The organism is Pseudomonas psychrophila HA-4, from assembly GCF_000282975.1.
In the GTDB taxonomy this organism is placed as follows: domain Bacteria; phylum Pseudomonadota; class Gammaproteobacteria; order Pseudomonadales; family Pseudomonadaceae; genus Aquipseudomonas; species Aquipseudomonas psychrophila_A.
In genome coordinates this window covers 26,377-50,414 of the sequence record NZ_ALJC01000073.1, presented here as the reverse complement: position 1 = coordinate 50,414, position 24,038 = coordinate 26,377, and the positions used below count along the sequence as shown (strand labels likewise).

The window sequence follows — 24,038 nt, the reverse complement described above, 5'->3', positions numbered from 1 at the left end:
TTTTTAGACTGAAACAGGTGTAAACCTATTTCAGGACTAGACATGTAAAACAAAAAAGGCGCCTAAAAAGGCGCCTTTTTCTTGCCGCTTGAGGCTTATAGCCTTCAGCTGAGCGCTCCGCGCTTAAAACTTATAACCCAAGCCGACCATGTAAACGAATGGATCCACGTCAACGTTCACTTTGGCACGGGTGCCATCGCCCACGGCCGAGTTATTCACGTAGGCATGGGTATCAATATCGATGTAACGCGCTTGGGCGTTGATCATGATGTTGTCAGTCAGCATGTAGTCCGCGCCGATCTGCCAGGCCACGCCCCACGAGTTGGACGCCCGGAAGTTATCAAAGCCTTCAGCGGTGGCACGGCTGCCAACGTGTTCGTCGTAGATCCAGGTGTAGTTAATACCGGCGCCAACGTAAGGTTGGAACACCGATTTTGGGTCCAGCGGGTAGTAAACAACGCTCAAGGTTGGCGGCAAGTGCTTGAGGGTACCCAGTTTGCCGTTGGCTTGAGGCAGACCGGTGTTTTTGAGTTTGACGTCATGCTCGAACGGCGTGGCGGCCAACAGTTCGATACCCACGTGATCGGTGATCATGTAGGCAAAGTTGAGACCCAGTTGCGTGTCGCTGCTCATGGTCGCCTTGCCACCCAGGTCGGTACCCGACAACGAGCCGCGATCCACTTTGACGCTGGAGCTGTCGGCTTTCGGGTTTACCGTAATGGCGCCGGCACGGAGGATGATGTCACCCTCGGTGTGTGCTTGGGCGAGCGGGGCTACAACGGCGAGCGCGAGGGCGGCAGCGCTGAGCAGAGACTTGTGCATGGGAGCTCCATTGGGATATTTAAAATTTATATGACCAATGGTAATGAGCCGCCGGGCCTGCTCAGTTGACCCAGCTCAATGAAAATGTGAAGTCCGGTAAATTTGTGAAAAATTCGTGAACTAATTGCGTAGGAGCTGCCAGTCGGATGCCGACGGGATCAATCCGGCAATTCGTACACCACAATCTTTTGCGCATCCATCTGATAGCCCGCGTCTGCCATCTCGGTGGTGCTGGGCTTGACCTGCATTTCGCCGACGATCCAGTACGGCTGATACAACTCATCGAGTTGAACCCCGACTTTACTGGTCACGTGCACGATCTGATTCGAGGGCGGAGGCGGCACATGGATGCATGCGCCATAGTACGGCACTAGCAGAAAGTCGGTGGTACGCCCATCTTCATTGACCTCCAGCGGCACGATGTACCCCGGCAAACGAATCAGTTGGCCGTTTAACTGCGGGACGACAGGCGCATTGGGCAAATCCTGTTTGGCTGCCGGAGCGGCCTCCATGTCGCCCATTTGTGACAAGTCATGTAGCGGCGCCATGTCTGGGACTTCAGGCGGCGCGCCAGCCGGGATCATCTCTGACCATGTCAGTTCTTTCGGCTCGGCCGCCCACAGCGGCGCGCTCACCAGCAGTAATAGCGCAAACAGCGCGCGGGACATCGCAGCTCTTTTCATCAACCTAAGCTCATAAACGAATGGACAGACCATCGGCCAGCGATTGTCGGTAGGCACGCCATGCCGGCACGCAGCCCATCAGCAGGGCGGCAGCCAGAATACCGCCGAGCAGCGTCCATTCATATTCGCTTGGCCACGCCAGCGGCAAATAGATCCCGTAGTTCGATTGCACATAGCCTTGAGCCAGAGCGATACATAGGTACAGCAACCCGACACCTGCCACCACGCCAGCCAAGGCCAACGCCAAGGCTTCAACTACCAGCAAGGTTGCGATATGCCAAGGCCGCGCGCCGACCGAACGCAGAATCGCCATCTCGCGGCGCCGTTCATTGAGACTGGTCAAAATGGCGGTCAGCATGCCGATCAGGCCGGTCAGCACCACAAACAGCGACACCACAAACAGGGCTTTTTCGGCGGTGCTCATCAAGCTCCAGAGTTCTTGCAGGGCAACGCCGGGCAAAATCGCCATCATCGGTTCGCCACGGAACTCATTGATCTCGCGCTGTAAGGCAAAGGTTGAGATCTTGCTGTTCAGGCCCAGCATAAAGGCGGTGATCGCTTGCGGGGTTAAGTCCATGTTACGGGCTTGATCGGCGCTGATGCGTGCTGCGCCATGGGCGGGCACGCCGTTGTGCCAGTCGATGTGAATCGCCTCCATGCCGCCGAGGCTGATATGCAGCGTGCGATCGACCGGCGTACCGGTGCGCTTAAGAATGCCGACCACGGTGAAGGGCTTGTCGTCATGTTTCACCAGACTGATCGCGGCCACGCCATGGGCCAGCACCAACTTGTCGCCTAGCGTGTAATGCAGCGCCTGCGCCACTTCGGCGCCTAGCACTACCTCGAAAGGATCGGTCTGGAATGCACGGCCAGTGGCCAACTCAAGATTTTGCCGATGACCATATTGATAGTGTTCGAAGTACGCCTCGCTCGTGCCCATCACTCGGTAGCCGCGGTGGGAGTCGCCCAGCGACATCGGTATTGCCCATTTCACTTTCGGGTTGTTGGCGAAATGCTCAAAGCTGTCCCAGCGAATATTGTTGGTGGCATTGCCGATGCGAAACACCGAATACAGCAGCAAATTGACTGAGCCCGAGCGTGCGCCGACGATCAGGTCGGTGCCGCTGATGGTACTGGCAAAGCTGGCGCGGGCTTCAGTACGCACCCGTTCGACCGCCAGCAACAAGCACACCGACAGGGCGATGGCGAACGCGGTGAGTAGTGCGGTGAAACGCCGGTTGGCCAGACTGGCCAGCGCTAGACGAAACAAATACATCTCAGACCTCTGCCGGGGTGGCGGCACGATTAAGTTCAGACAACGACAGATTGCGGTCGAAGAGCGGGGCCAAGCTTTGGTCATGACTCACAAACAGCAAGCTGGCGCCGGCCTCGCGGCACTCGGCAAACAGCAATTGGATAAAGGCTTCGCGTGCGTCGGCGTCGAGGGCGGAAGTTGGCTCGTCAGCGATCACCAGTTCGGGTTGACCGATTAGTGCGCGAGCGGCGGCGACACGTTGCTGCTGGCCGATCGACAGAGAATCGGCCCGCCGCTCCAGCAACGTCGGGTCTTTAAGCCCCAAATGCGCGAGCAGGGTTTGCGCGGCTTTATCGACACTGCCGTGGCGTTGTGCGGCGCGGCTGGCGCGCAGTTTGGAAAAGTGACACGGGAGCTCAACGTTCTCGCGTACGGATAAAAACGGCAGCAAATTGAACTGCTGGAAAATATAGCCTGTGTGATCAACCCGAAAACGATCCCGCGCTCCCGAGCTCAGTTCACTCAGTTCCTGGCCCAACAAACGAATAGTCCCGCGGTTGGCTTTTTGTACACCGCCCAGCAAACCCAACAACGTAGTTTTGCCGCTGCCGCTGGGTCCTTTCAGAAACAGGGTTTCGCCGGGTTCAAGACGGAATGCAGGAATATCCAGCAGTACCGGCTGCCCGGGCCAACTGAAACTCAGGTCGCAGAGTTCGATGAGTGCTTGGGTCATGGAGAAGAGCTATCGCCTGCAAATGAGAAGGTGGACTTTGTAGCCGCAGCCTTCGGCAACGGCTACAAAAGTAGGGGGCGTTTAGAACTTCAGGCTTGACGATTTCGGCGTCAGCTCTGAGCCCTGTTGGCCACTGGAACCGATCACTTGCACCTTGATTTTCTGAGTGCCGGGGAAGGTCTTGAAGAACTGAGCCAAGTCCAGGGCTTTCAACGCATCGGGTTTGGCACAGGTGAACGCATAGTGGGCTTCAATATCGCTGTGATGGTGTTCTGTCTTCGTCCCGGCAGCTTCTTCGGGTGTGGCCTCGAACAATGGGCTTTCCAGGTCTTGCGCTTCCACTACGCACTCAGCCGCCTTGGGCAAGCTGAACAGCACCAGCGGGTTTTCCAATTGAGCGCGGGCAGACGCGACTTTAGCCTTGTCGGCATCGGTGGTGGCGATGTGTTCAAAACCCACCAAGTTTACCGAGGGGCCATCGAGATCCAACTCAAGCGTCGGACCATCGAGCGCCACATTCAACGTTCCTACACCATGCTCATGGGCGCCAAGGCTGCCGTGTTCATGGTCGTGCTCGTCGGCGGCGTGAGCCATGGCCAGCGGCAACAGAGCAAACGGCAAAGCAAGAAGCAAACGGCGCATAGCACGACTCCAGCAATAGAGATAAAGAGTTGTTATGTAATCTTATAACAAGGGTTGCGAGAGTTTGCCCGTGTGCTTGGCGTTCCGCAAGCTGCATGGGAGCATGCGTTCATGAAACTTAAGGAGCAGGACGATGGTGCGTATTCGCGGAACGATTGGTGACTGGCCGGTGGATTTGACCGTAGAGCTGGATGAGAGTGACTGGGCGAAACTGGGCGCGCAATTACCCATCAGTGACGCGCCGAGCAGCCCTGCGCCGATTAAGCCGCAGAATCCGGACGATGCCGTGTGGGAAACGACCAAAGACGTGTTGCGTAAAGCCGGACAGATCAGCGGGCCTGAACTGCTGGCGCAACTGGAAGCGTTGACCGGCAGCACCGGCGCGGGCAAACGGCTGTTAGTGCGCCTGCGCCATTGCAGCCAGGTCAAAGTCGAGAGCGGCGCAGATTCACCGCTCTACAGCTGGATTGAATAAGACCGCAAAACCGCCCTCTGTAGGCGCGATATTTTGCTTTTGATGATCAAAAAATCGCGAGGCAGGCTCGCACCTACAGCGTTTTTGGTTGAGGTTTTAGTACAACGCCGCAAACAGCTTGCGACGGTAAGTCGTCACCAGCGGGTGGTCATTGCCCAGCAAGTCGAACACTTGCAGCAAGGTCTTGTGGGCAATGCCTTCGTTGTAGCTGCGGTTGCGTGTAAACAGCTTCAATAGCCCATCCAGAGCACCTTCGTACTGCTGGCGCGCCAATTGTTGAATCGCCAATTGATACGCGGCTTCATCATCCTGCGGATTTTGCGCAACGCGGGTTTTCAAATCGGCCACATCCGGCAAATCTGCCGCTTGGCGCAGGAACGTCAATTGCGCCTTTGCACCCGCCAGTTCGGCTTTGTGCTCGTCGCTTTTAACCGCGTCCAATACCGCTTGGGCTTCGGCCAGTTCGTTACGCTCGGCCAGGCAGCGGCCATACAGAATCAGCGCCTTGGCGTTGGTATTGTCTTCAGTCAGGATACTTTTTAGCAGCGCTTCGGCATCGGCAAAACGGCTTTCAGTAAACAATGCCTGAGCCTGAACCAATGGATCTGCCACCGCTGGCGCAGGCATTTCAACGTGCGGCTCAAGCATGGCGCGAATCGCTGATTCGGGTTGTGCTTCCTGGAAGCCATCGACCACTTTGCCGTCTTTGAACAACACCACTGTCGGCAATGTACGAATGCCAATACGGCCCACCACATCCTGCTCAACGTCGCAGTTGACCTTGGCCAGCAGCAGTTCGCCCTGATAGTCCACGGCGATCTGTTCCAGAATCGGCAGCATCACCTTGCACGGTGCACACCAATCAGCCCAAAAATCCACCAGCACTGGTTGCTCGAAAGAGGCCTCAACGACCAGCTTGTCGAAGTCAGCGGAAGTCACGTCGAAGCTATAAGAAGGCGTAGTTTGAGTCATCGTGCGTCTCGAAACAGGTAAATGAGGGCAACTATAAAGGCTGTGCAGTCTGGCTGAAAGCGGCGTGAGTACGTTGCGCGTGATACAGGCTCACGTTACGAAATTCATGGGGTTCGGCCAGGTCGGGCAAGGTTAGCGCCTTGAGGCTATCCAACTGCCGGTAACCGGGATGCCTGAAGTCCCGCACCCTAGAATCGGCTACCAGTGTCTGCTGGCCGCGGGTTAAAAACTGATCCAGCAGCGGTAAGTTTTCACGGTCGTACAGAACGTCTGCCACTAGGACTAAGTCGAAGCGATCGGCCTCTGCGAAGAAATCGCTGGAGTAGCTGAGATGCACCTCATTGAGTTCAGCATTGGCCCGGCAGGCAGCCAGCGCCAAGGGATCAAGGTCGCACGCCACCACCTCCAGCGCGCCCGCCTTGGCCGCAGCAATCGCCGCGATACCCGAACCTGCGCCAAAATCCAGCACCCGCTTGCCTTGTACCCAGTCCGGTTGCGCGGCGAGATAACGCGCTAATGCCAGCCCGCTGGCCCAACAAAAGGCCCAGTACGGAGGTTCGTAAAGAATGCGCCGGGTTTCGTCCGGGGTGAACGCCCGGTCCATGTTGCGCGCATCAATCAGCCACAACTTGAGTGAGGTCTCAGGTAAGTCGGTGATCACCAGCCGCGCATCACCGAGTAACGCCGCCAACGACTCTTGCAGGCCGAGCGGTGTGTTCATGGTGCGCTGACAAAGGCCAAGGTGCCCAAGGCCTGCGTGGTCGGCTGACCGATGATTCGCGAAGGCAGATGCAGAATTAATTGCCCGGACTGGCTGGCACGACCGCGCAATTCAACGCGCGCCCCAGCCGGGAAGGCGTCAGGGTTAAAGCGCAACGTAAAGGGCAATGGCTGGTTGTTGCCAGTGATCTTGCTGCTGGCCATCAGCCCTTGCGGGCGTCCTCGCTCGTCGACGATCAGCATCGCCAGTTCAACCTCGGCCCCCGCCGGAGCACCCGTCAGCACACCGCTCAACTCACGCTGATAGGCCGGCAACGGGCCTTGGTCGACCGGGGCGTCAGTTTTTGGCTGGACCAAGACTTGGGTTTGTTGCGTTTTAGAGGGGCCACTGCTGCAGGCGACCAGCACGCTGGCCAAACACAGCAACACAAACGTTCGTAGTGACATGGATAGCTCCAGCGGCAGGTCAGTCGACGTATCAAATTGTATAAAAAGGTAGTAGGCGGACTGTATACCGTAAAGCCTATGGCTTGTCTTGCCAGTGGGATGCGCTACCATGGCGCTCCCCATTTTTGTTGGCTGCCACCATGCACTGTCCCTTCTGCGGTGCCAACGACACTAAAGTCATCGACTCGCGTTTGGTTGCCGAGGGCGATCAGGTGCGCCGTCGGCGTGAATGCCTGGCCTGTGGTGAGCGTTTCACCACCTTTGAAACAGCCGAGTTGGTGTTACCGCGACTGATCAAGCAAGACGGCAGTCGTCAGCCTTTCGATGAAGAAAAGCTGCGCGCCGGCATGCAACGCGCGCTGGAAAAACGTCCAGTGAGTGTCGAGCGTCTTGAAGCGGCGCTGGCCCATATCAAAAGCAAGCTGCGCGCCACCGGCGAACGCGAAGTCAAATCGCTGGTCGTGGGTGAACTGGTCATGGGCGAGCTGCAAAAGCTCGACGAAGTGGCCTATATCCGTTTTGCCTCTGTCTATCGGCGCTTCCAGGACCTCAACGAGTTCCGTGAAGAGATCGACCGACTCGCCCGTGAGCCCTCCAAAGAATGACTGTGTCCACTGAGCAAATCATCCTCGATGCCCATTACATGGCGCGCGCCATCGAACTTGCGCGCAATGGGCTGTACACCACTCATCCCAACCCGCGTGTTGGCTGCGTCATCGTGCGCGACGGGCAGATTGTCGGTGAAGGCTGGCATGTGCGAACGGGTGAACCCCATGCTGAAGTTCATGCCTTGCGCGCAGCAGGCGAATTGGCGCGTGGCGCGACGGCCTACGTCACGCTAGAGCCTTGCAGCCACCACGGCCACACGCCGCCGTGTGCCGATGGCTTGCTCCACGCGGGCATTGCTCGCGTGGTTGCGGCCATGCAAGACCCCAACCCGGAGGTCGCGGGGCGTGGTCTCAAGCGTCTCGCCGACGCGGGTGTTGACGTGCGCAGCGGCGTACTCGAACAAGAAGCCCGCGCGCTGAACCCAGGCTTTCTGAAGCGTATGGAACACGGCCTGCCGTTTGTGCGGGTCAAACTCGCGATGAGCCTAGATGGCCGCACCGCGATGGCCAACGGCGAAAGCCAATGGATCACCGGCCCGGCTGCGCGTTCTGCGGTTCAACGCTTGCGCGCCGAGGCCAGCGTCGTGCTGACCGGCGCTGACACCGTGCTGGCCGATGGCGCCCGGCTCACCGTGCGCGGGCCTGAGCTGGGCTTGAACCCTGAAATGACGGCGCTGGCGCTCAGTCGCCCGCCGCTACGAGTGCTGATCGACGGGCGTCTGCGCGTGCCGCTGGATGCACCGTTTTTCAAGGCCGGCCCGGCACTGGTTGCGACCTGCGTGCCCCCGGCCGAGCAATACCGTACCGGCCCAGAATGCCTAGTGATTCATGGCGCCAACGGCCAAGTTGATATCCGCAAACTGCTGGTGGCGCTGGCCGCCCGGGGCGTCAACGAAGTACTGGTTGAAGCTGGGCCGCGTCTGGCCGGGGCCTTTGCCGAACAAGGCTTGGTCGACGAATACCAGATTTTTATTGCCGCCAAGTTCTTGGGGTCGACTGCACGGCCATTGCTTGAGCTGCCGCTGACCCACATGAGCGAAGCGCCATTGCTCAAAATTACTGAAATGCGCGCCGTGGGGGATGACTGGCGAGTCACCGCCATACCAGTGCCTTCAGCGAGCGTATAATTCTCAGCCATCGTTTTACGCAGGTTTTGTTTTCAAGGGGAGCGTCCATGTTTACCGGCATCATCGAATCCATCGGCAGCATCCGTGCACTGACCCCCAAGGGTGGCGATGTGCGGGTTTACGTAGACACCGGCAAGCTCGACCTGAGCGATGTCAAACTCGGTGACAGCATCGCCATCAATGGCGTGTGCCTGACTGCGGTTGAACTGCCTGGCAATGGTTTCATGGCTGACGTCAGCCGCGAGACCCTCGATTGCACCGCGTTCAACGACTTGAAAAGCGGCAGCCGGGTCAACCTGGAAAAGGCCCTGACCCCGACCACGCGTCTGGGCGGTCATCTGGTTAGCGGTCACGTTGACGGTGTGGGCGAAGTGATTTCCCGCGAGGAAAACGCCCGAGCCATCGAGTTCCGTATCCGTGCCCCCAAAGAGCTGGCCAAGTACATCGCTCATAAAGGCTCGATCACCGTGGACGGCACCAGCCTGACGGTCAACTCGGTCAATGGCGCCGAGTTCTCGTTGACCATCATTCCGCACACCCTGAGCGAAACCATCATGGACGACTACCGTCCGGGCCGCCGGGTAAACCTCGAAGTTGACTTGCTGGCGCGCTACCTCGAACGTCTGCTGCTGGGCGACAAGGCTGCCGAGCCAACCTCGGGTGGCATCAGCGAAAGTTTTCTGGCCGCCAACGGCTACCTAAAATCCTGAATTAAGGGGGTGCCGCGTGGCGCTCAACAGCATCGAAGAACTGGTTGAAGACATCCGCCAAGGCAAGATGGTCATCCTCATGGATGACGAAGACCGCGAAAACGAAGGCGACCTGATCATGGCCGCCGAGTGCTGCAAGGCCGAGCACATCAACTTCATGGCGCGCTTTGCCCGTGGCTTGATCTGCATGCCCATGAGCCGTGAGCGCTGCGAGTTGCTCAAGTTGCCGTTGATGGCGCCGCGCAATGGTTCCGGCTTTGGCACCAAATTCACAGTCTCGATTGAAGCCGCCACCGGTGTGACCACCGGCATTTCGGCGGCTGATCGTGCCCGTACTGTGCAAGCCGCTGCTGCCAAAGACGCCAAGGCTGAAGACATCGTCAGCCCCGGCCACATCTTTCCGCTGATGGCACAAGCCGGTGGCACCTTGGCCCGTGCAGGCCATACCGAAGCGGCGTGCGACCTAGCGCGCATGGCCGGTTTCGAGCCAAGCGGCGTGATCTGCGAAGTGATGAACGATGACGGCACCATGGCACGCCGCCCGGAGCTGGAAACCTTTGCGGCCGAACACGGCATCAAAATCGGCACCATCGCCGACCTGATTCACTATCGGATGATCCATGAACGTACCGTTCAGCGGATTGCCGAGCAGCCACTGGACAGCGAACTGGGCCAATTCAATTTGGTGACCTATCGTGATTCAGTCGAAGGCGACGTGCACATGGCACTGACCCTGGGCAAAATCTGCGCCGAAGAGCCAACGCTGGTACGGGTGCATAACATGGACCCGCTGCGCGACCTGCTGATGGTCAAGCAGCCCGGCCGCTGGAGCTTGCGCGCTGCTATGACCGCCGTGGCAGAGGCGGGCAGTGGCGTGGTGCTGTTGTTGGGTCACCCGCTGGACGGCGATGTATTGCTGGCGCAGATTCGTGAAACCGCCGATGCCTTGCCGGTTAAAAAGCAGACCACTTACAGCATCGTCGGTGCGGGCTCGCAGATCTTGCGTGACCTCGGTGTGCGCAAATTGCGCCTGATGAGTTCACCAATGAAGTTCAATGCCATATCCGGTTTCGATCTGGAAGTTGTAGAATACGTGCCCTCCGAATAATGACCGGACATTTCCAGTCCCCAATTCGTGGCCCTATACCCTTAAAGAACGCGCGTGAGTGCGTTCTGGCTCTTTAATACGAGACATACCGAATGACCCTGAAGACCATCGAAGGTACCTTCATCGCCCCCAAAGGTCGCTACGCATTAGTCGTTGGCCGTTTCAACAGCTTCGTCGTCGAAAGCCTGGTGAGTGGTGCTGTTGATGCCCTGGTTCGCCACGGTGTGAGCGAAAGCGACATCACCATCATCCGTGCACCGGGTGCGTTCGAAATTCCGCTGGTTGCGCAAAAAGTTGCTCAACGCAACGAATTCGCCGCCATCATCGCCCTGGGCGCTGTGATTCGTGGCGGTACTCCGCACTTCGAATACGTTGCAGGCGAGTGCACCAAAGGTTTGGCTCAGGTGTCCATGGAGTTCGGCGTACCGGTTGCATTCGGTGTGCTGACCGTAGACTCGATCGAGCAAGCCATCGAGCGTTCCGGCACCAAAGCGGGCAACAAAGGCGCTGAAGCTGCGCTGTCCGCCCTCGAAATGGTCAGCCTGTTGGCACAGTTGGAGGCCAAGTGATTTCCGACGAAAGCGATCGTTTCAACCCGCGCGATCCAAAACCTGCGGATGCTGGCAAGCCTTCCAAAAGCGCCAAACGTCGCGAAGCGCGTCAACTCGCGACTCAAGCGCTGTATCAGTGGCACATGGCCAAGCACTCGCTGAACGAGATTGAAGCGCAGTTTCGCGTAGATAACGACTTCACTGACGTTGATGCGGCTTACTTCCGTGAAATCCTGCACGGCGTACCTGCACACCGTGGCGAAATTGATGCGGCCCTGACCCCGTGCCTGGACATCACCATCGAAGAGCTGGACCCGGTTGAACTGGCCGTTTTGCGCCTGTCCACCTGGGAGCTGATCAAGCGTGTCGACGTGCCTTACCGCGTTGTGATCAACGAAGGCATCGAGCTGGCTAAAGTCTACGGCTCCACTGACGGCCACAAGTTCGTCAACGGTGTGCTGGACAAACTGGCGCCACGCCTGCGTGAAGCTGAAGTCAAGGCGTTCAAGCGCTAACCTGCGCTGTTGGCCATGGGCGAGTTTGAGCTGATCCGCAACTTCTTCGCCGCCGCGCCTTGCGCGCAAGGCGGCGCTGGCGTTGCCTTGGGCATCGGCGATGACTGCGCCCTGCTGGATGTTCCCTTCGGGGAACAACTGGCGATTTCCACCGACACCCTGGTAGCCGGGGTGCACTTCGCAGATCCTTGCGACCCTTTCTTGCTCGGTCAGCGTTCGCTGGCAGTGGCGGCCAGTGATTTGGCGGCCATGGGCGCTACACCCCTCGCGTTTACCCTTGCCCTCACATTGCCGACGGTTGAAGCCGCTTGGCTGGAGGCGTTTACGCGCGGCTTAAACCTCATGGCTCAGGCATGCGACCTGCGCCTGATCGGGGGCGACACCACGCGTGGGCCGCTGTGCCTGACCGTGACGGTGTTTGGGCGTGTGCCTAAAGGCCAGGCCTTGAGTCGCAGCGGTGCGCGCCCAGGTGACTTACTGTGTGTGGGCGGTGAACTGGGCGATGCCGCTGGCGCTCTGCCGCTGGTCTTGGGCCAGCGCAGCGCCACACCGGCCATCGCCGAAGCGTTGCTGGCGCATTACTGGTCGCCACAGCCGCAATTTGCGCTGGGCCAGACCTTGCGCAACAAAGCCACTTCGGCACTGGACATCTCGGATGGCCTGCTCGCCGACTGTGGGCATATTGCACTGGCCTCACAGGTGGGCTTACAGATCGACAACGATCGCGTACCCACCTCGTTAGCCCTGCAAGCGTTTTTGGGCGACGCGGGTGCACAGCAGGCAGCGTTGAGTGGCGGCGACGATTATGTACTGGCTTTCACCTTGCCAGCCGTGGAGTTGCCGACCCTGCTTGCCGATGGTTGGCCGATCCACGTGATAGGCCGCGTGACTGAAGGGCAGGGCGTCAGCCTGATCGACAAACACGGCCACGACATCACCCCGGCCATTCGCGGTTACCAGCACTTTCACGCAGTGTGAATTGTCCCCTGTGGGAGCGGACTTGCTCGCGATTCAGACAACGCGGTCCGGCAGGCAGGTCGCGTTGATACCTTCGCGAGCAAGCCCGCTTCCACAGGACAACCATCAAACTTTTTGATCTTTATCTCCGATAATTCAGCCTAAGCGTCCCCAGGAACCTCCTGTTACAATGCCGCCTCTGCGAATCCCCAGTCCTTACACTGATCAGGAGCACACGGTGCCCGTCGTTTTCGTTGCCGCTTGCAAGTTACCCACCCCCTTTGCCGAATTCACCATGCATGGCTTCCTCGAGACTGCCACGGGTCGTGAACACGTTGTGCTCAGTTTGGGCGACGTGGCGGACGGCGCTCCCGTATTGGGGCGAGTGCATTCTGAGTGCCTGACCGGCGATGCCTTGTTCAGCCAGCGCTGTGACTGCGGCTCGCAACTTGAAGCCGCCTTGCAGGCCATCGCCCGTGAAGGCCGTGGCGTGCTGCTGTACCTGCGCCAGGAAGGACGCGGCATTGGCTTGCTAAACAAAGTCCGCGCTTACGAGCTGCAAGATGGTGGCGCTGACACGGTTGAAGCCAACGAGCGATTGGGCTTTGCGGCCGATCAGCGTGATTACGCGATCTGCCTGCCGATGCTTGAACACCTCGGCGTGAAGTCGCTACGTCTGATGACCAACAACCCGCGCAAGGTCAACGCCTTGACCGACATGGGCATCAATGTCGCTGAGCGCGTGCCGCTGCACACGGGGCACAACCCGCACAACAAACTGTACCTGGCGACCAAGGCCAACAAACTCGGGCACATGATGGGCAATCAGCACCAAAGCGAGGCTGATCCGGCGTGACCCGGGGCCAAATCCGCCGCCGTCTTAGCTTCAGTTGGTGGCAGCAGTTACTCCTTACGCTGCTGCCCTTGTTGCTGGTCATCCTTGTGTTTGGCAAATCTGAACCGTTGCAGCCGACACTGGCCATGCCGTTGTTTATCGCTGGCGTGGCCTCGATGTTTGTCACCCTGCGCTTTTTCGGGCCGTACAAACACGGCCTGATCGCCCTGCAAAAAGCCCTCGATACCCCGCAAGAACCCGCCGCTTGGGCTGAGCTGGCGCGTGTTCGCCGCACGGCTTTGCTGGTGGCAGGCTTGCCGAGCTGGATCGCTGCGCTGGCGGTATTTGTCGGGCTCGAAGGTGTGCCGTTGTTTCTGCTGACCCTCTCCACGCTGGTGCTGTTTTACCTGTACCGCGTCCCGCGTCAGGTGGGCTGATGCGCCTCTGGCTGGCGCTCGTGCTACTGGCCGTGGGCCTGCCCTGCATGGCCGCCACCCGTGTTATCAGCTTGGCGCCGTCCTTGTCTGAAATAGTGGTCGAGCTGGGTGCTACCGATCTGTTGGTCGGGCGTCTCGAGGCTGGCGAGTCTTCCCCTGAACTCGCCGCAGTACCTTCTGTAGGGCGTTATGGCCAGATCGACATGGAGCGTTTGCTCAGCCTGCAACCCGACTTGATCTTGCTGTGGCCCGGCAGCATTGGCGTTGCACAGCGCGAACCATTGCGCCGCCTCAACATCCCGACTTACAGCGCAGAACCGAAAAACCTCGATCAACTGGCTGACCAAGTCCAAACGTTGGCGGATGCCTTGGGGCGCCCGGAGCGTGGGCATGAACTGGCTGGACAACTGCGTCAACGCTTGGCCCAACTGCGTGAGCAGTACCAGCGCGATAAGCCGTTGCGGGTGTTTTATCAGGTTTGGGATCAGCCGTTGTACACCATTGGCGGCGGGCAAATCATCAGTGACGCACTGGCCGTGTGCGGAGCGAGCAATGTATTCGCTGATTTAAAACTGCCAGCGCCACAAGTCAGCATCGAGTCCGTGTTGCAGCGTAATCCAGAAGTGATTATTGCCGGAACTCAGGCCCAACTGGACGTGTGGAAAGCCTGGCCGCAGATTGATGCGGTCAAGCATGGGCGCTTGTTGCTACTGAACGACAAAGGTCTGGAGCGCCCTAGCGGGCAAATGCTAGAAGCCACAGGCAAGTTGTGCGAGCAACTGAAAAACGCCGAAACCCCGTAGTCGCTGCCGCAGGCTGCGATGAGCTGCGCAGCGGCCCCGTTTTTGAGTCTTGGGCTTAAAAAGTAGGCGTCCAAGTAACAGCCAACTGCACGCTGCGCTGCTCTTCGCGATAGCCGTAATAGGTACCGTCATAGCTGTACAGTGCGCGGGTGAAGGTCTTGTTCAGCAGGTTGTCGACTTTCAAGTCGAGCCGGACTTCTGAGCTGGCTTTCCAGTTGCCGCGCAGCCCCAGTAATCCGTAACCGCCAATCGGCTGTTTGTTGTCTTCGTCATTAAAACTGCTGCTCACCGCTTGCCACGTGGCGCCAACACCGAATCGGTCGAACTGGCGATCCAGATCCACGCTCAATGTGCGGCGTGCGCGGCGGCTCAAGGTATGGCCGGTGTCACGGTCTCGGGGGTCGATCAACGCAACGCCCAGGCTGCTTTGCCAGCCGAACCATTCTTGGCGCAAAGCACTTTCAACTCCTGTAATCCGCACCGCACCGATGTTCTGCGGGATAAAGTCAGCATCGGCCACAATCGCGTCGTGAATATCGGTGCGATAAAGCGACGTTTCCAGTCGGCTGGTATCGCTCAACTGACTGCGCCATTGCACTTCGTAGGTCTTGGAAGACTCAGGTTTAAGGTTCGGGTTGCTGTAGTTCGGGTAGTACAAATCGTTAAAGGTTGGCGCCCGGAACCCCTCGCTGTAAGACAGCAACACGTCGTTGTTCATGTTTAAGGGCAGCGTCAGGCTGGCGCTCCACGTGTTGTGGCTGCCGAACTGCTGGTTTTGATCGTGGCGCAGGCCGATCTCGGTCGAAAAGCGGTCGCCATGAAAACGGTGTTGGATAAGCGCGGCACGGTTCCAACGGCTGTCTTCGTCGAACACCGTGCTGCTGCGTACTCTGTCTTGATAGGCATCAACGCCGAGAGTCAGGCTGTTCTGCTCATCCAATGTCAGGTTGTTTTGCCAGTTCACTGAGTCGCGATAGGTGTTGAAGCTATAAATGTCATCACTGAGTTTGTCGCGGGTCTTTTCGCGGTTTTCGCTGTGGCCCAACTCCACGCGTGAACTCCAGCGATCCGTCAGTTGCGCGTCGATAAAGCTGCCGAGACTGCTGATATCGAAGTCGCTGTACGGTTGCTGACCACTGACGGTCATGGTGTCTGGGTCCCAGCGCCCAAACGGATTGTCGAACTCGGTTTTGCCGGTGTTCTTGATTGCCGTCAGGCCGACTTCAAGATCCTCGTTCAGGAAGTGACTGAGGTTCAGGTTTAAGGACCTGTTGCGGTACGCGTCATGGTCGTTGTCGCTGGGGAAGGATTCGTGGGTCCGATTGACGCCCGCCGTGTTTTCTAGGCTGCCGCTCAGGTTGTAGCGGGTTTGTGCGTCGCCACCTGACACGCCAAGGCTGTTTTCTGTGCTGCCATAACTGCCCACCGCGCTGTGTAAACGTAACTGCGGCGGCTGATCGGCGCCCCGGCGGGTAAAAATCTGAATCACCCCTCCTATCGCATCACTGCCGTAGATCACCGAACGAGAGCCGCGCAGCACTTCCACACGCTCAATCTGATCGATGTTCAGGTATTGCAGGTTGCTGTCGGCCGACGTGGCATTGGCCATGCGCTGGCCGTCGATCAGTACCAAGCTTTGTGCCGATTTGGTCCCGCGAATATAGATGCCCGGCAATGAACCGCGCCCGCCACTGCTGGCCACTTGCACACCCGGCACCCGGCTTAGCAGGTCGGTGAGGCTGGAGGGTTGTAGGCGGTCGATGTCGTCACGGGTGAATACCGTGTTGGCGCTGCTGCTGTCAGAGCGTGCTTCAACCTGGCGGCTGCCGGTGATCAATGTTTGCGGGAGTTTGAGCGCATCTTCGCGCTCAAGGGTGTCGGCCAATAAAGAGCTGGCAGGGATAAAACCGAGGAATAAAGCTAAACGTAGATGTTTCATGGAGTCCGAACTCTGTAGTCGCTGCCGCAGGCTGCGATAAGAACCGCAGGGTCTTCGAGAAACGGGTTATTACGCAACCCTTCGCAGCCTGCGGCAGCGACAACAGTGTTTTTTTACAACCCCAGCAATTGCATGCGCTGGCGTACCGACGCTTCAATGCCGGCCGCATCCAGACCACACTCAGCCAGCATCTGGCTCGGCTTGGCGTGTTCGACGTACACGTCCGGCAAGCCCAGATGCAGCACCGACTTGAGCACGTTCTCACGGGCCAAGAACTCACTGACCGCCGCGCCTGCGCCGCCCATGATGGCGTTCTCTTCAAGGGTCACCAGCAACTGATGGCTGTCAGCCATTTCGCGTACCAGAGCTTCGTCCATCGGTTTCACAAAGCGCATGTCGACCACGGTGGCGTCGATTTTTTCCGCAACGTGCAGGGCTTCGGCCAACTGCACGCCAAACACCAGCATCGCCACGTTTCGGCCTTGACGACGAATCACCCCTTTGCCGATTTCCAGCGGCTCAAGGTTTTTTTCGATTGGCGCATTAGGGCCTGTACCACGCGGGTAGCGCACCGCCGCCGGGCCGTTGTACAGATGGCCGGTGGTGAGCATTTTGCGCAGTTCGTTCTCATCGCTCGGGGTCATGATGACCATGCCCGGGATGCAACGCAGAAAAGACAGGTCGAAGCTGCCAGCGTGGGTCGGGCCGTCTTCGCCCACCAAGCCGGCGCGGTCGATGGCAAACAGCACGTCCAGGTTTTGCACCGCAACGTCATGCACCAGTTGGTCGTAACCACGTTGCAAGAACGTCGAATAAATCGCGACAACCGGCTTGGAGCCTTCGCAGGCCATGCCCGCAGCAAAGGTGACGGCGTGCTGCTCGGCAATCGCAACATCGAAGTAACGCGACGGGAAGCGCTCACTGAACTTGATCAGATCCGAGCCTTCTTTCATGGCTGGCGTAATGCCTACCAAGCGTTGATCTTTTTCGGCCATGTCACACAGCCAGTCGCCAAACACCGCGGAGTACTTCGGCCCGCTCGAGACTTTTGGCGCGACTTTTGGCGCATCCAGTGGTTCAAGTTTGGTGATGGCGTGGTAGCCAATCGGGTCGGCTTCGGCAGGAGCAAAGCCTTTGCCCTTTTTGGTGACGATATGCAGGAACTGCGGGCCTTTGAGGTCACGCATGTTGCGCAGCGTCGCAATCAGGGTCGGCAGGTCGTGGCCATCAATTGGCCCGATGTAGTTCCAGCCCAGCTCTTCGAACAGGGTGCCGGGCACCAGCATGCCTTTGGCGTACTCTTCGGTGCGCCGGGCAATTTCCCAGGCGCCGGGCAGGCGCGACAGCACTTTTTTACTGCCTTCACGCATGCTGGCGTAGGTGCGGCTCGACAGGATTTTGGCCAGGTAATTGGACAATCCACCGACATTGCGCGAAATCGACATGTCGTTGTCGTTAAGGATCACCAGCATGTTGGCATTCACTTCGGGCGCATGGTTCAGTGCCTCAAAGGCCATGCCAGCGGTCAGTGCGCCGTCGCCAATCACCGCGATGGCCTTGCGCTCGCTGTTTTGCAGGCGGGCCGCAATGGCCATGCCCAAGGCTGCGCTGATGGAGGTGCTGGAATGGCCGACGCCAAAGGTGTCGTACTCGCTCTCGGCGCGGCGCGGGAATGCCGCAATGCCGTCCTTCTGGCGCAGTGTTGCCATCTGGTCGCGACGACCCGTGAGGATCTTGTGCGGATACGCCTGATGACCCACGTCCCACACCAGACGGTCATCCGGGGTGTCAAACACGTAGTGCAACGCGATGGTCAGCTCAATGACCCCAAGACCGGCACCAAAATGCCCGCCTGTCTGGCCAACGGTATAGAGCAATTCCAGGCGCAATTCATCGGCCAGGGTTTCCAGCTCGGCTTCCGCTAATCTGCGCAGGCCAACAGGCGTGCCCGCTCGGTCGAGCAGGGGCGTAGTTGGGCGCGTGCGGGGAATCTCTTGAAACGTCGTTGGCATCAGGCGAATCGTTATAGGTATAGAAAGAGGCGGCAGTTTACCTTAACGAACGTAAGCTGCCCACGCAGTCTGGTATTCCTTAGTCAGACCTTGGCATTACATGCTGTGCGAAATAATCGCTTGCGACAGTCTTAGTGGCGGCGTTCCACGATATAGCGTGCCAATTCTCGCAAAGGTTCTGCGGCTGCATCAAAAGGTCGCAGGGCAGCGAGTGCCTGATCGCGCAGCTCAAGGGCATAGTGTTTGGCTTGCTCTAGGCCCATCAGTGCCGGGTACGTGGGTTTATCGCGCGCAACATCAGCACCTTGGCGTTTGCCCAGAGTGGCGGTGTCACTTTCAACATCCAGAATGTCGTCCTGAACTTGGAACGCCAGACCAATGGCCCGCGCATAGACACTCAGCGCCTGTAAATCAGCCGGTTGTGCACGACCACTGGCCAGAGCCCCCAGTTGTACGCTGGCTTCTATTAGGGCGCCGGTTTTGTGCCGGTGCATGTATTCCAGTGCGGTCTGATCCAGCTTGAGCCCGACGGAACCCAGATCAATCGCTTGTCCACCCACCATCCCCGCCGGGCCTGCTGCTAAGGCCAGGGCCGACACCATGCGCAAGCGCGTTTCGGCGTCCAGGGTATTGAGTGTGGGGTCAAGCAGGGCGCTGAAGGCCAAGCTTTGCAGTCCGTCGCCGGCCAAAATCGCACACGCTTCATCGAACGCCTTATGGGTCGTTGGCTGGCCGCGTCGCAGATCATCATCGTCCATTGCTGGCAAATCATCATGCACCAGCGAATAGGCGTGGATCAGTTCCACTGCACAGGCCGCGCCGTTGGCCTGCTCTGGCGCACTGCCCAAAGCCTCGCAGGCAGCATAGGCCAACAACGGTCGAACGCGTTTGCCACCATTCATCACGCTATAGCGCATGGCCTCGTAAAGACGGGCCAATTGCGGCGCCGGAGCAGCAAACAAGTGCTCAAGAGCCGCATTGACGCGAGCCTGGCTGCTGGTCTGGTAGGCATCAATCATTCTGGCTGTTCCGCATCAAAGGGCTCTTGCGCGATCTCTCCATCACGCTCAAGCAGTATCTGAACTTTCTGTTCCGCTTGAGCCAGTGCTCCCTGGCACTCACGGGTCAGGCGAATGCCTTGTTCAAAGGCGGTCAGTGAGTCTTCCAGTGACAGTTCGCCGTTTTCCAGGCGCTCAACCAGCGTTTGCAGGTCAGCAAGGGACTGCTCGAAATCCAGGGAAGCTTTTTTGCGGGCCATGGCAGCGTTCTCGGTAGGCGTTAAAACCGGCTGACACTAGCAGACAGCGGGTTTCGGGGCAAATCGAGGGTCTGTTTAAGCCAGTGCCGCGTGCGACAAATCTGTTTAGTGCCTGGCTTTTGTCGACACGTTTTAACGATTGTTCAGCCTATTGCATCTGATTCGATGCCTGCCTCATCGGCATGGTTCAAACGAGTGCATGTCTTCTATTTTTTATAGCCAATTGAAGTGGTTTTTTTCTGATTTCTTAAAGTGAGGAATTTTCTCTGGGGATTGAGGATGCGTCTGACATTTTTCCTTTTTTCGATCACTTATGGTCTCGCCACTTGAATGGACTCGGTAGCACGCAGTGACACGTTTTTTTTATCCCTCTGACGCGCTTGTACTGCCTTGCGCATTGTGGTGCTGGCAGCAATGACGTATTCCAGCCAGTTATTTGCCCGCCTTGTTGCTTTGGCCAAAGCCCCTGTTTTCAAAGACAGCTTTGCCGGTAACGACGTGCGTTTCTCGAATGAGTTCGAAGCCCTTGAACGCGAGATGGGCAAAGCGCACTCCATGTCCGAGAACAACCAGATCGACTGGTTCGTCGTTCATGAGCAAAGCGAGTCTCTGCTGCGGGATCAGTCCAAGGATCTGCGCGCCGCTGTCTGGCTGACATGGGCGCTTTACCAGCGCGAATCCTTTGCGGGATTGCTGGCAGGTTTGGGGTTGTTGCATCACCTGTGTACCGAGCAATGGGCACACATTCACCCGCTCAAATTGCGCACCCGTGCTGCCGCTATTAGTTGGCTGGTGGGGCGTCTTGATCGCGCACTCAACGAAAACATCCCGATCAAAGAGCAATTGCCGCTCTTTCGACACATGGTCCAATTACTGATTGAACTGGAGAGCACGCTGTCCAGGCATCTGGGCGATGACGTGCCGTTGTTGCTACCGATCTGTCGTCGCCTAACCCGAATGGTCCAGCGTGCAATAGACAGCCAGCCCGAAACAGGTGTGATTGCGGCTGCGGTGGCGCAGGTCAGGCACGTTGCCACACAGTTGATGGAGCCCAATGCGGTCATCGACAACGAAAAAGATGCCCTCAAAGCGTTGCGTCAGCAGCAAGACAGCGCGCGGGCACTGTGCGTCTGGTGGTTGAAACAAAAGGCGACAGACCTGCGTGCATTGCGCCTGAATCGTACCCTGACCTGGCTGCCAATCGACGTCGCTCCAGAGCGAAATGCCGAACAGATCACCCCCCTGCGTGGGCTATCGGTCGACATGCTTAAACGCTACAGAGAGCGATTCGAGCAGGGGCAATTTGCCGATCTGGTGGTGGACCTTGAAGCCAGTCTGGCCAAGGCCCCGTTTTGGTTCGACGGGCAGCGCATGGTCTGGGAGTGCCTGAACGGCTTGAAGGCCGAGTTGGCCATGCGTGAGGTGGAGCTTCATTTCGCCTTGCTGCTTCAGCGTTTACCAAACCTTGTGGACCTTCGTTTTAGCGACAGCGTGCCGTTTGCCGACCTTCAGACCCGTGCCTGGATCACCGCCCAGGTCATGCCTCATCTCACCAGAAGCGAGCCGGACACGGCCGAATCGGACACCGCATTACCCGCCTGGGACCTTGCCCTAGAAGAGGCGCAAGAGGTGTTTCGTATCAGTGGTTTCAAGCCGGCCGTGCAGTTGATCAAGCGTGGATTAACCAGTGCCCACGGGGAACGTACGCGTTTTTTCTGGCAACTGACCCTCGCCCGATTGTGCTTCCAAGCCAAGAAATACGAGCTCGCCAAGACCCAGCTCGAAATGCTCGACGAAGTGCTTCATCGCTCCGGGTTACAGACCTGGGAACCAGATCTGGTACTGCAAGTTTTGCGTCTTTTGCATCGCTGCTGCGAGCTGCTACCGCAAAACCACGAAGTGCGAGAACGCAAGGAAGAGATGTATCGCAGGTTGTGCCACCTCGATCTTGAAGTGGTACTCGAATAGGCCTCAGGGCCACACACACGCAAGGAAAAAACGTCATGGCCAAAGAAAGCTCGGTAGCCCCCAAGGAACGGATCAACATTACGTTCAAACCCGCTACTGGCGGCGCTCAAGAAGAAATCGAACTGCCGTTGAAGCTGTTGGTGCTGGGTGACTACATCCATCGTTTTGACGAGCGCAAGCTTGAGGACCGCAAGCCAATTGCCATCGACAAAATGACCTTTGATGAGGTGCTTTCCAAGCAAGGCCTGGAACTGACCCTCAGCGTGCCCAACCGTTTGCAGGGCGAAGACAGCACCGATGAGCTGGCAATTGCGTTGCGCGTCAGCGCGATGAAGGACTTCAACCCGGCAAGCCTGGTTGAGCAAATCCCTGAACTAAAAAAACTGATGGAGCTGCGTGATGCCTTGGTTGCGCTTAAAGGCCCGCTGGGCAACGCGCCGAGCTTTCGCAAGGCGATTGAAGGCGTACTGGCCGACGACGTCTCACGCGCCCGAATCCTGAGCGAGCTGGATTTGCTTCCGGCATTGGACGTTTGAGCCCCCCATCAGTAAAGGAATTCACACAATGAGCACCAGTGCCGCACAGCAAAAAGACGATAAAAGCACCACGTATAGCGTTCTTGACGACATCATTGCGCAAACCCGACTGACCCCCGACGACGACGCCTATGGCATTGCCAAGCGTGGTGTGGCGGCGTTTATCGAAGAGCTGCTGAAACCACAAAACCAGGGTGAGCCGGTCAAGAAGGCCATGGTCGATCGCATGATCGCCGAGATCGATGCCAAGCTCAGCCACCAGATGGACGAAATCCTTCACCACCCGGCGTTCCAATCCTTGGAATCGGCATGGCGTGGTTTGCACTTGTTGGTTGAGCGCACCAATTTCCGCGAAAACATCAAGATCGAAATCCTCAACGTCTCGAAAGAAGACCTGCTTGAAGATTTTGAAGATTCGCCAGAGGTCATGCAGTCCGGCCTCTACAAACACATCTACACCGCTGAGTACGGCCAGTTCGGTGGTGAGCCGGTCGGCGCGATTATCGCCAACTACTTCATGACCCCAAGCTCGCCTGACGTGAAGCTTATGCAATACGTGTCGAGCGTTGCGTGCATGTCCCATGCCCCGTTCGTTGCGGCGGCCGGCCCTAAGTTCTTCGGGCTCGACAGCTTCACCGGCATGCCCAATCTGAAAGACCTGAAAGACCATTTCTCCGGTCCGCAATTTGCCAAGTGGCAGAGCTTTCGAGAGTCCGAAGACTCGCGCTACATGGCGTTGACCGTTCCGCGTTTCCTGCTGCGCAACCCGTACGACCCGGAAGAAAACCCGGTCAAATCTTTCGTGTACAAAGAAACCGTCGCCAACAGCCACGAGCACTATTTGTGGGGCAACACCGCCTACACCTTCGCCTCAAAACTGACCGACAGCTTTGCCAAGTTTCGCTGGTGCCCGAACATCATCGGCCCTCAAAGCGGCGGTGCGGTTGAAGATTTGCCGCTGCACCACTTCGAAAGCATGGGCGAAATCGAAACCAAGATTCCGACCGAAGTGCTGGTTTCCGACCGCCGCGAATACGAATTGGCTGAGGAAGGTTTCATCTCCCTGACCATGCGCAAAGGCAGTGACAACGCCGCGTTCTTCTCGGCTAACTCCGTGCAAAAGCCGAAGTTCTTTGGCATTAGCGCTGAAGGCAAAAACGCAGAGCTGAACTACAAACTCGGCACACAACTGCCTTACATGATGATCATCAACCGCCTTGCTCATTACCTGAAGGTTTTGCAGCGCGAGCAGTTGGGCTCGTGGAAAGAGCGTTCCGACCTCGAGCTTGAGCTCAACAAGTGGATTCGCCAGTACGTAGCTGACCAAGAAAACCCTAGTGCCGAAGTCCGTGGCCGTCGCCCTCTGCGCGCGGCGCAAATCGCCGTCAGTGACGTCGAAGGCGAGCCTGGCTGGTACCGCGTCAGCCTCAACGTACGCCCTCACTTCAAGTACATGGGTGCTGACTTCACCTTGTCGCTGGTTGGCAAGCTGGACAAAGAGTAACGGGAGCTGGGCATGACGGCATATGGCAGCCTTTTTGAGCGCTTGGGTGGGGAGGCGGATCAACGCCGGGGCTGGAGTCGAGAAGCCAGCGCCCAAGCATCCGTGGCTGCTCACTTGGCCAAAATGCTCAGTACCCGAGCGGGCAGCGTGCAAACGCTGCCCGACTATGGGCTCCCAGACCTCAACGACATGCGTTTGAGCCTGCATGACGCGCTGACGCAGGCGCGCGAGGCCATCGAAGAATTTATAGAGCGCTATGAACCGCGCATGAGTCAGGTACAGGTCACCACCTTACCCAATGACGGCGATTCGTTGCGGCTCGCTTTTAGTCTGCAAGGGTGGTTGGAAGTGGAAGGGATCAAGCGTCAGGTCAGCTTCACCGCGCACCTAGATGGCAGTGGCCAAGTCAAGGTGCGCTAGA

27 protein-coding genes are annotated in these 24,038 nt (G+C 58.1%); 15 read left to right on the top strand and 12 right to left on the bottom strand.

Annotated features, from left to right (window positions below; translation table 11 throughout):
* Nucleotides 1-123: 123 nt before the first annotated feature.
* From B347_RS0109330 to B347_RS0109310, 5 genes are all read right to left on the bottom strand, one after another.
* Entirely contained in the window at nucleotides 124-822 is a 699-nt protein-coding gene (locus B347_RS0109330) for an OmpW/AlkL family protein (protein WP_019409443.1), read from the bottom strand.
* Between the two features lie 158 nt (nucleotides 823-980).
* On the bottom strand, nucleotides 981-1,490 hold the full coding sequence (locus B347_RS0109325; protein ID WP_019409442.1) for a DUF3299 domain-containing protein: 510 nt from the start codon (nucleotides 1,488-1,490) through the stop codon (nucleotides 981-983).
* Between the two features lie 25 nt (nucleotides 1,491-1,515).
* Entirely contained in the window at nucleotides 1,516-2,781 is a 1,266-nt protein-coding gene (locus B347_RS0109320) for an ABC transporter permease (RefSeq protein ID WP_019409441.1), read from the bottom strand.
* Nucleotide 2,782: 1 nt separating this feature from the next.
* A complete protein-coding gene (locus tag B347_RS0109315; RefSeq protein WP_019409440.1) occupies nucleotides 2,783-3,493 on the bottom strand; it encodes an ABC transporter ATP-binding protein in 711 nt (236 codons plus the stop codon).
* Nucleotides 3,494-3,574: 81 nt separating this feature from the next.
* Nucleotides 3,575-4,135 carry a DUF2796 domain-containing protein gene (locus tag B347_RS0109310; protein WP_019409439.1) on the bottom strand — a complete coding sequence of 187 codons (561 nt, stop codon included), beginning with the start codon at nucleotides 4,133-4,135 and terminating at the stop codon, nucleotides 3,575-3,577.
* Nucleotides 4,136-4,268: 133 nt separating this feature from the next.
* Between B347_RS0109310 and B347_RS0109305 the strand changes: the two genes are divergently transcribed.
* Nucleotides 4,269-4,610: a hypothetical protein gene (locus B347_RS0109305; RefSeq protein ID WP_019409438.1), complete on the top strand. Its 342-nt coding sequence runs from the start codon at nucleotides 4,269-4,271 to the stop codon at nucleotides 4,608-4,610.
* 96 nt (nucleotides 4,611-4,706) lie between these two features.
* Here B347_RS0109305 and B347_RS0109300 read toward each other — a convergent pair whose 3' ends face one another.
* The 3 genes from B347_RS0109300 to B347_RS0109290 are packed head-to-tail and all read right to left on the bottom strand — an operon-like array spanning nucleotide 4,707 to nucleotide 6,749.
* Entirely contained in the window at nucleotides 4,707-5,582 is an 876-nt protein-coding gene (locus B347_RS0109300; RefSeq protein WP_019409437.1) for a thioredoxin family protein, read from the bottom strand.
* Between the two features lie 31 nt (nucleotides 5,583-5,613).
* Nucleotides 5,614-6,303, bottom strand: a complete 690-nt coding sequence (locus tag B347_RS0109295) for a class I SAM-dependent methyltransferase (protein ID WP_019409436.1) — start codon at nucleotides 6,301-6,303, stop codon at nucleotides 5,614-5,616.
* The gene (locus B347_RS0109290; protein ID WP_019409435.1) at nucleotides 6,300-6,749 is read right to left on the bottom strand and encodes a YbaY family lipoprotein; all 450 of its coding nucleotides are present in this window, start codon (nucleotides 6,747-6,749) and stop codon (nucleotides 6,300-6,302) included. The genes B347_RS0109295 and B347_RS0109290 overlap by 4 nt, the downstream gene beginning before the upstream one ends.
* A 140-nt stretch (nucleotides 6,750-6,889) precedes the next feature.
* Between B347_RS0109290 and nrdR the strand changes: the two genes are divergently transcribed.
* The 10 genes from nrdR to B347_RS0109240 all read left to right on the top strand — a co-directional run bounded on the left by nrdR (nucleotide 6,890) and on the right by B347_RS0109240 (nucleotide 14,400).
* Nucleotides 6,890-7,354 carry a transcriptional regulator NrdR gene (gene nrdR / locus B347_RS0109285; RefSeq protein ID WP_003444283.1) on the top strand — a complete coding sequence of 155 codons (465 nt, stop codon included), beginning with the start codon at nucleotides 6,890-6,892 and terminating at the stop codon, nucleotides 7,352-7,354.
* Nucleotides 7,351-8,484 carry a bifunctional diaminohydroxyphosphoribosylaminopyrimidine deaminase/5-amino-6-(5-phosphoribosylamino)uracil reductase RibD gene (gene ribD / locus B347_RS0109280; RefSeq protein WP_019409433.1) on the top strand — a complete coding sequence of 378 codons (1,134 nt, stop codon included), beginning with the start codon at nucleotides 7,351-7,353 and terminating at the stop codon, nucleotides 8,482-8,484. Before nrdR ends, ribD begins: the two co-directional genes overlap by 4 nt.
* A 47-nt stretch (nucleotides 8,485-8,531) precedes the next feature.
* Nucleotides 8,532-9,194 (top strand): riboflavin synthase, encoded by a 663-nt coding sequence (locus B347_RS0109275; protein ID WP_019409432.1) that lies wholly within the window; start codon nucleotides 8,532-8,534, stop codon nucleotides 9,192-9,194.
* 16 nt (nucleotides 9,195-9,210) lie between these two features.
* Complete coding sequence (ribBA, locus tag B347_RS0109270; protein WP_019409431.1) at nucleotides 9,211-10,302, top strand: bifunctional 3,4-dihydroxy-2-butanone-4-phosphate synthase/GTP cyclohydrolase II; 1,092 nt, start codon at nucleotides 9,211-9,213, stop codon at nucleotides 10,300-10,302.
* Between the two features lie 92 nt (nucleotides 10,303-10,394).
* Nucleotides 10,395-10,871: a 6,7-dimethyl-8-ribityllumazine synthase gene (ribE, locus tag B347_RS0109265; RefSeq protein WP_019409430.1), complete on the top strand. Its 477-nt coding sequence runs from the start codon at nucleotides 10,395-10,397 to the stop codon at nucleotides 10,869-10,871.
* On the top strand, nucleotides 10,868-11,368 hold the full coding sequence (nusB, locus tag B347_RS0109260) for a transcription antitermination factor NusB (protein WP_019409429.1): 501 nt from the start codon (nucleotides 10,868-10,870) through the stop codon (nucleotides 11,366-11,368). Before ribE ends, nusB begins: the two co-directional genes overlap by 4 nt.
* Before the next feature lie 15 nt (nucleotides 11,369-11,383).
* Complete coding sequence (thiL, locus tag B347_RS0109255) at nucleotides 11,384-12,346, top strand: thiamine-phosphate kinase (RefSeq protein ID WP_019409428.1); 963 nt, start codon at nucleotides 11,384-11,386, stop codon at nucleotides 12,344-12,346.
* A gap of 217 nt (nucleotides 12,347-12,563) precedes the next feature.
* Complete coding sequence (ribA, locus tag B347_RS0109250) at nucleotides 12,564-13,181, top strand: GTP cyclohydrolase II (RefSeq protein WP_019409427.1); 618 nt, start codon at nucleotides 12,564-12,566, stop codon at nucleotides 13,179-13,181.
* On the top strand, nucleotides 13,178-13,597 hold the full coding sequence (locus B347_RS0109245) for a hypothetical protein (protein ID WP_019409426.1): 420 nt from the start codon (nucleotides 13,178-13,180) through the stop codon (nucleotides 13,595-13,597). The genes ribA and B347_RS0109245 overlap by 4 nt, the downstream gene beginning before the upstream one ends.
* Nucleotides 13,597-14,400, top strand: a complete 804-nt coding sequence (locus B347_RS0109240) for a cobalamin-binding protein (RefSeq protein WP_019409425.1) — start codon at nucleotides 13,597-13,599, stop codon at nucleotides 14,398-14,400. Before B347_RS0109245 ends, B347_RS0109240 begins: the two co-directional genes overlap by 1 nt.
* A 55-nt stretch (nucleotides 14,401-14,455) precedes the next feature.
* On the opposite strand, the gene B347_RS0109235 is transcribed toward B347_RS0109240, so the two are convergent.
* From B347_RS0109235 to B347_RS0109220, 4 genes are all read right to left on the bottom strand, one after another.
* The gene (locus tag B347_RS0109235) at nucleotides 14,456-16,339 is read right to left on the bottom strand and encodes a TonB-dependent receptor domain-containing protein (RefSeq protein ID WP_019409424.1); all 1,884 of its coding nucleotides are present in this window, start codon (nucleotides 16,337-16,339) and stop codon (nucleotides 14,456-14,458) included.
* Between the two features lie 113 nt (nucleotides 16,340-16,452).
* Nucleotides 16,453-18,351, bottom strand: coding sequence for a 1-deoxy-D-xylulose-5-phosphate synthase (gene dxs / locus B347_RS0109230; RefSeq protein ID WP_019409423.1), 1,899 nt, complete (start codon nucleotides 18,349-18,351; stop codon nucleotides 16,453-16,455).
* Nucleotides 18,352-18,482: 131 nt separating this feature from the next.
* Nucleotides 18,483-19,370 carry a (2E,6E)-farnesyl diphosphate synthase gene (gene ispA, locus B347_RS0109225; RefSeq protein ID WP_019409422.1) on the bottom strand — a complete coding sequence of 296 codons (888 nt, stop codon included), beginning with the start codon at nucleotides 19,368-19,370 and terminating at the stop codon, nucleotides 18,483-18,485.
* On the bottom strand, nucleotides 19,367-19,609 hold the full coding sequence (locus B347_RS0109220) for an exodeoxyribonuclease VII small subunit (protein ID WP_019409421.1): 243 nt from the start codon (nucleotides 19,607-19,609) through the stop codon (nucleotides 19,367-19,369). The genes ispA and B347_RS0109220 overlap by 4 nt, the downstream gene beginning before the upstream one ends.
* Nucleotides 19,610-20,023: 414 nt before the next feature.
* Between B347_RS0109220 and tssA the strand changes: the two genes are divergently transcribed.
* The 4 genes from tssA to tssE are packed head-to-tail and all read left to right on the top strand — an operon-like array spanning nucleotide 20,024 to nucleotide 24,037.
* Nucleotides 20,024-21,577 carry a type VI secretion system protein TssA gene (gene tssA / locus B347_RS0109215; protein WP_026014085.1) on the top strand — a complete coding sequence of 518 codons (1,554 nt, stop codon included), beginning with the start codon at nucleotides 20,024-20,026 and terminating at the stop codon, nucleotides 21,575-21,577.
* A gap of 35 nt (nucleotides 21,578-21,612) precedes the next feature.
* Nucleotides 21,613-22,113: a type VI secretion system contractile sheath small subunit gene (gene tssB / locus B347_RS0109210; RefSeq protein ID WP_019409419.1), complete on the top strand. Its 501-nt coding sequence runs from the start codon at nucleotides 21,613-21,615 to the stop codon at nucleotides 22,111-22,113.
* Between the two features lie 28 nt (nucleotides 22,114-22,141).
* Entirely contained in the window at nucleotides 22,142-23,617 is a 1,476-nt protein-coding gene (gene tssC, locus B347_RS0109205) for a type VI secretion system contractile sheath large subunit (RefSeq protein WP_019409418.1), read from the top strand.
* A 12-nt stretch (nucleotides 23,618-23,629) separates the two neighbouring features.
* Complete coding sequence (gene tssE / locus B347_RS0109200; protein ID WP_019409417.1) at nucleotides 23,630-24,037, top strand: type VI secretion system baseplate subunit TssE; 408 nt, start codon at nucleotides 23,630-23,632, stop codon at nucleotides 24,035-24,037.
* Nucleotide 24,038 lies beyond the last annotated feature (1 nt).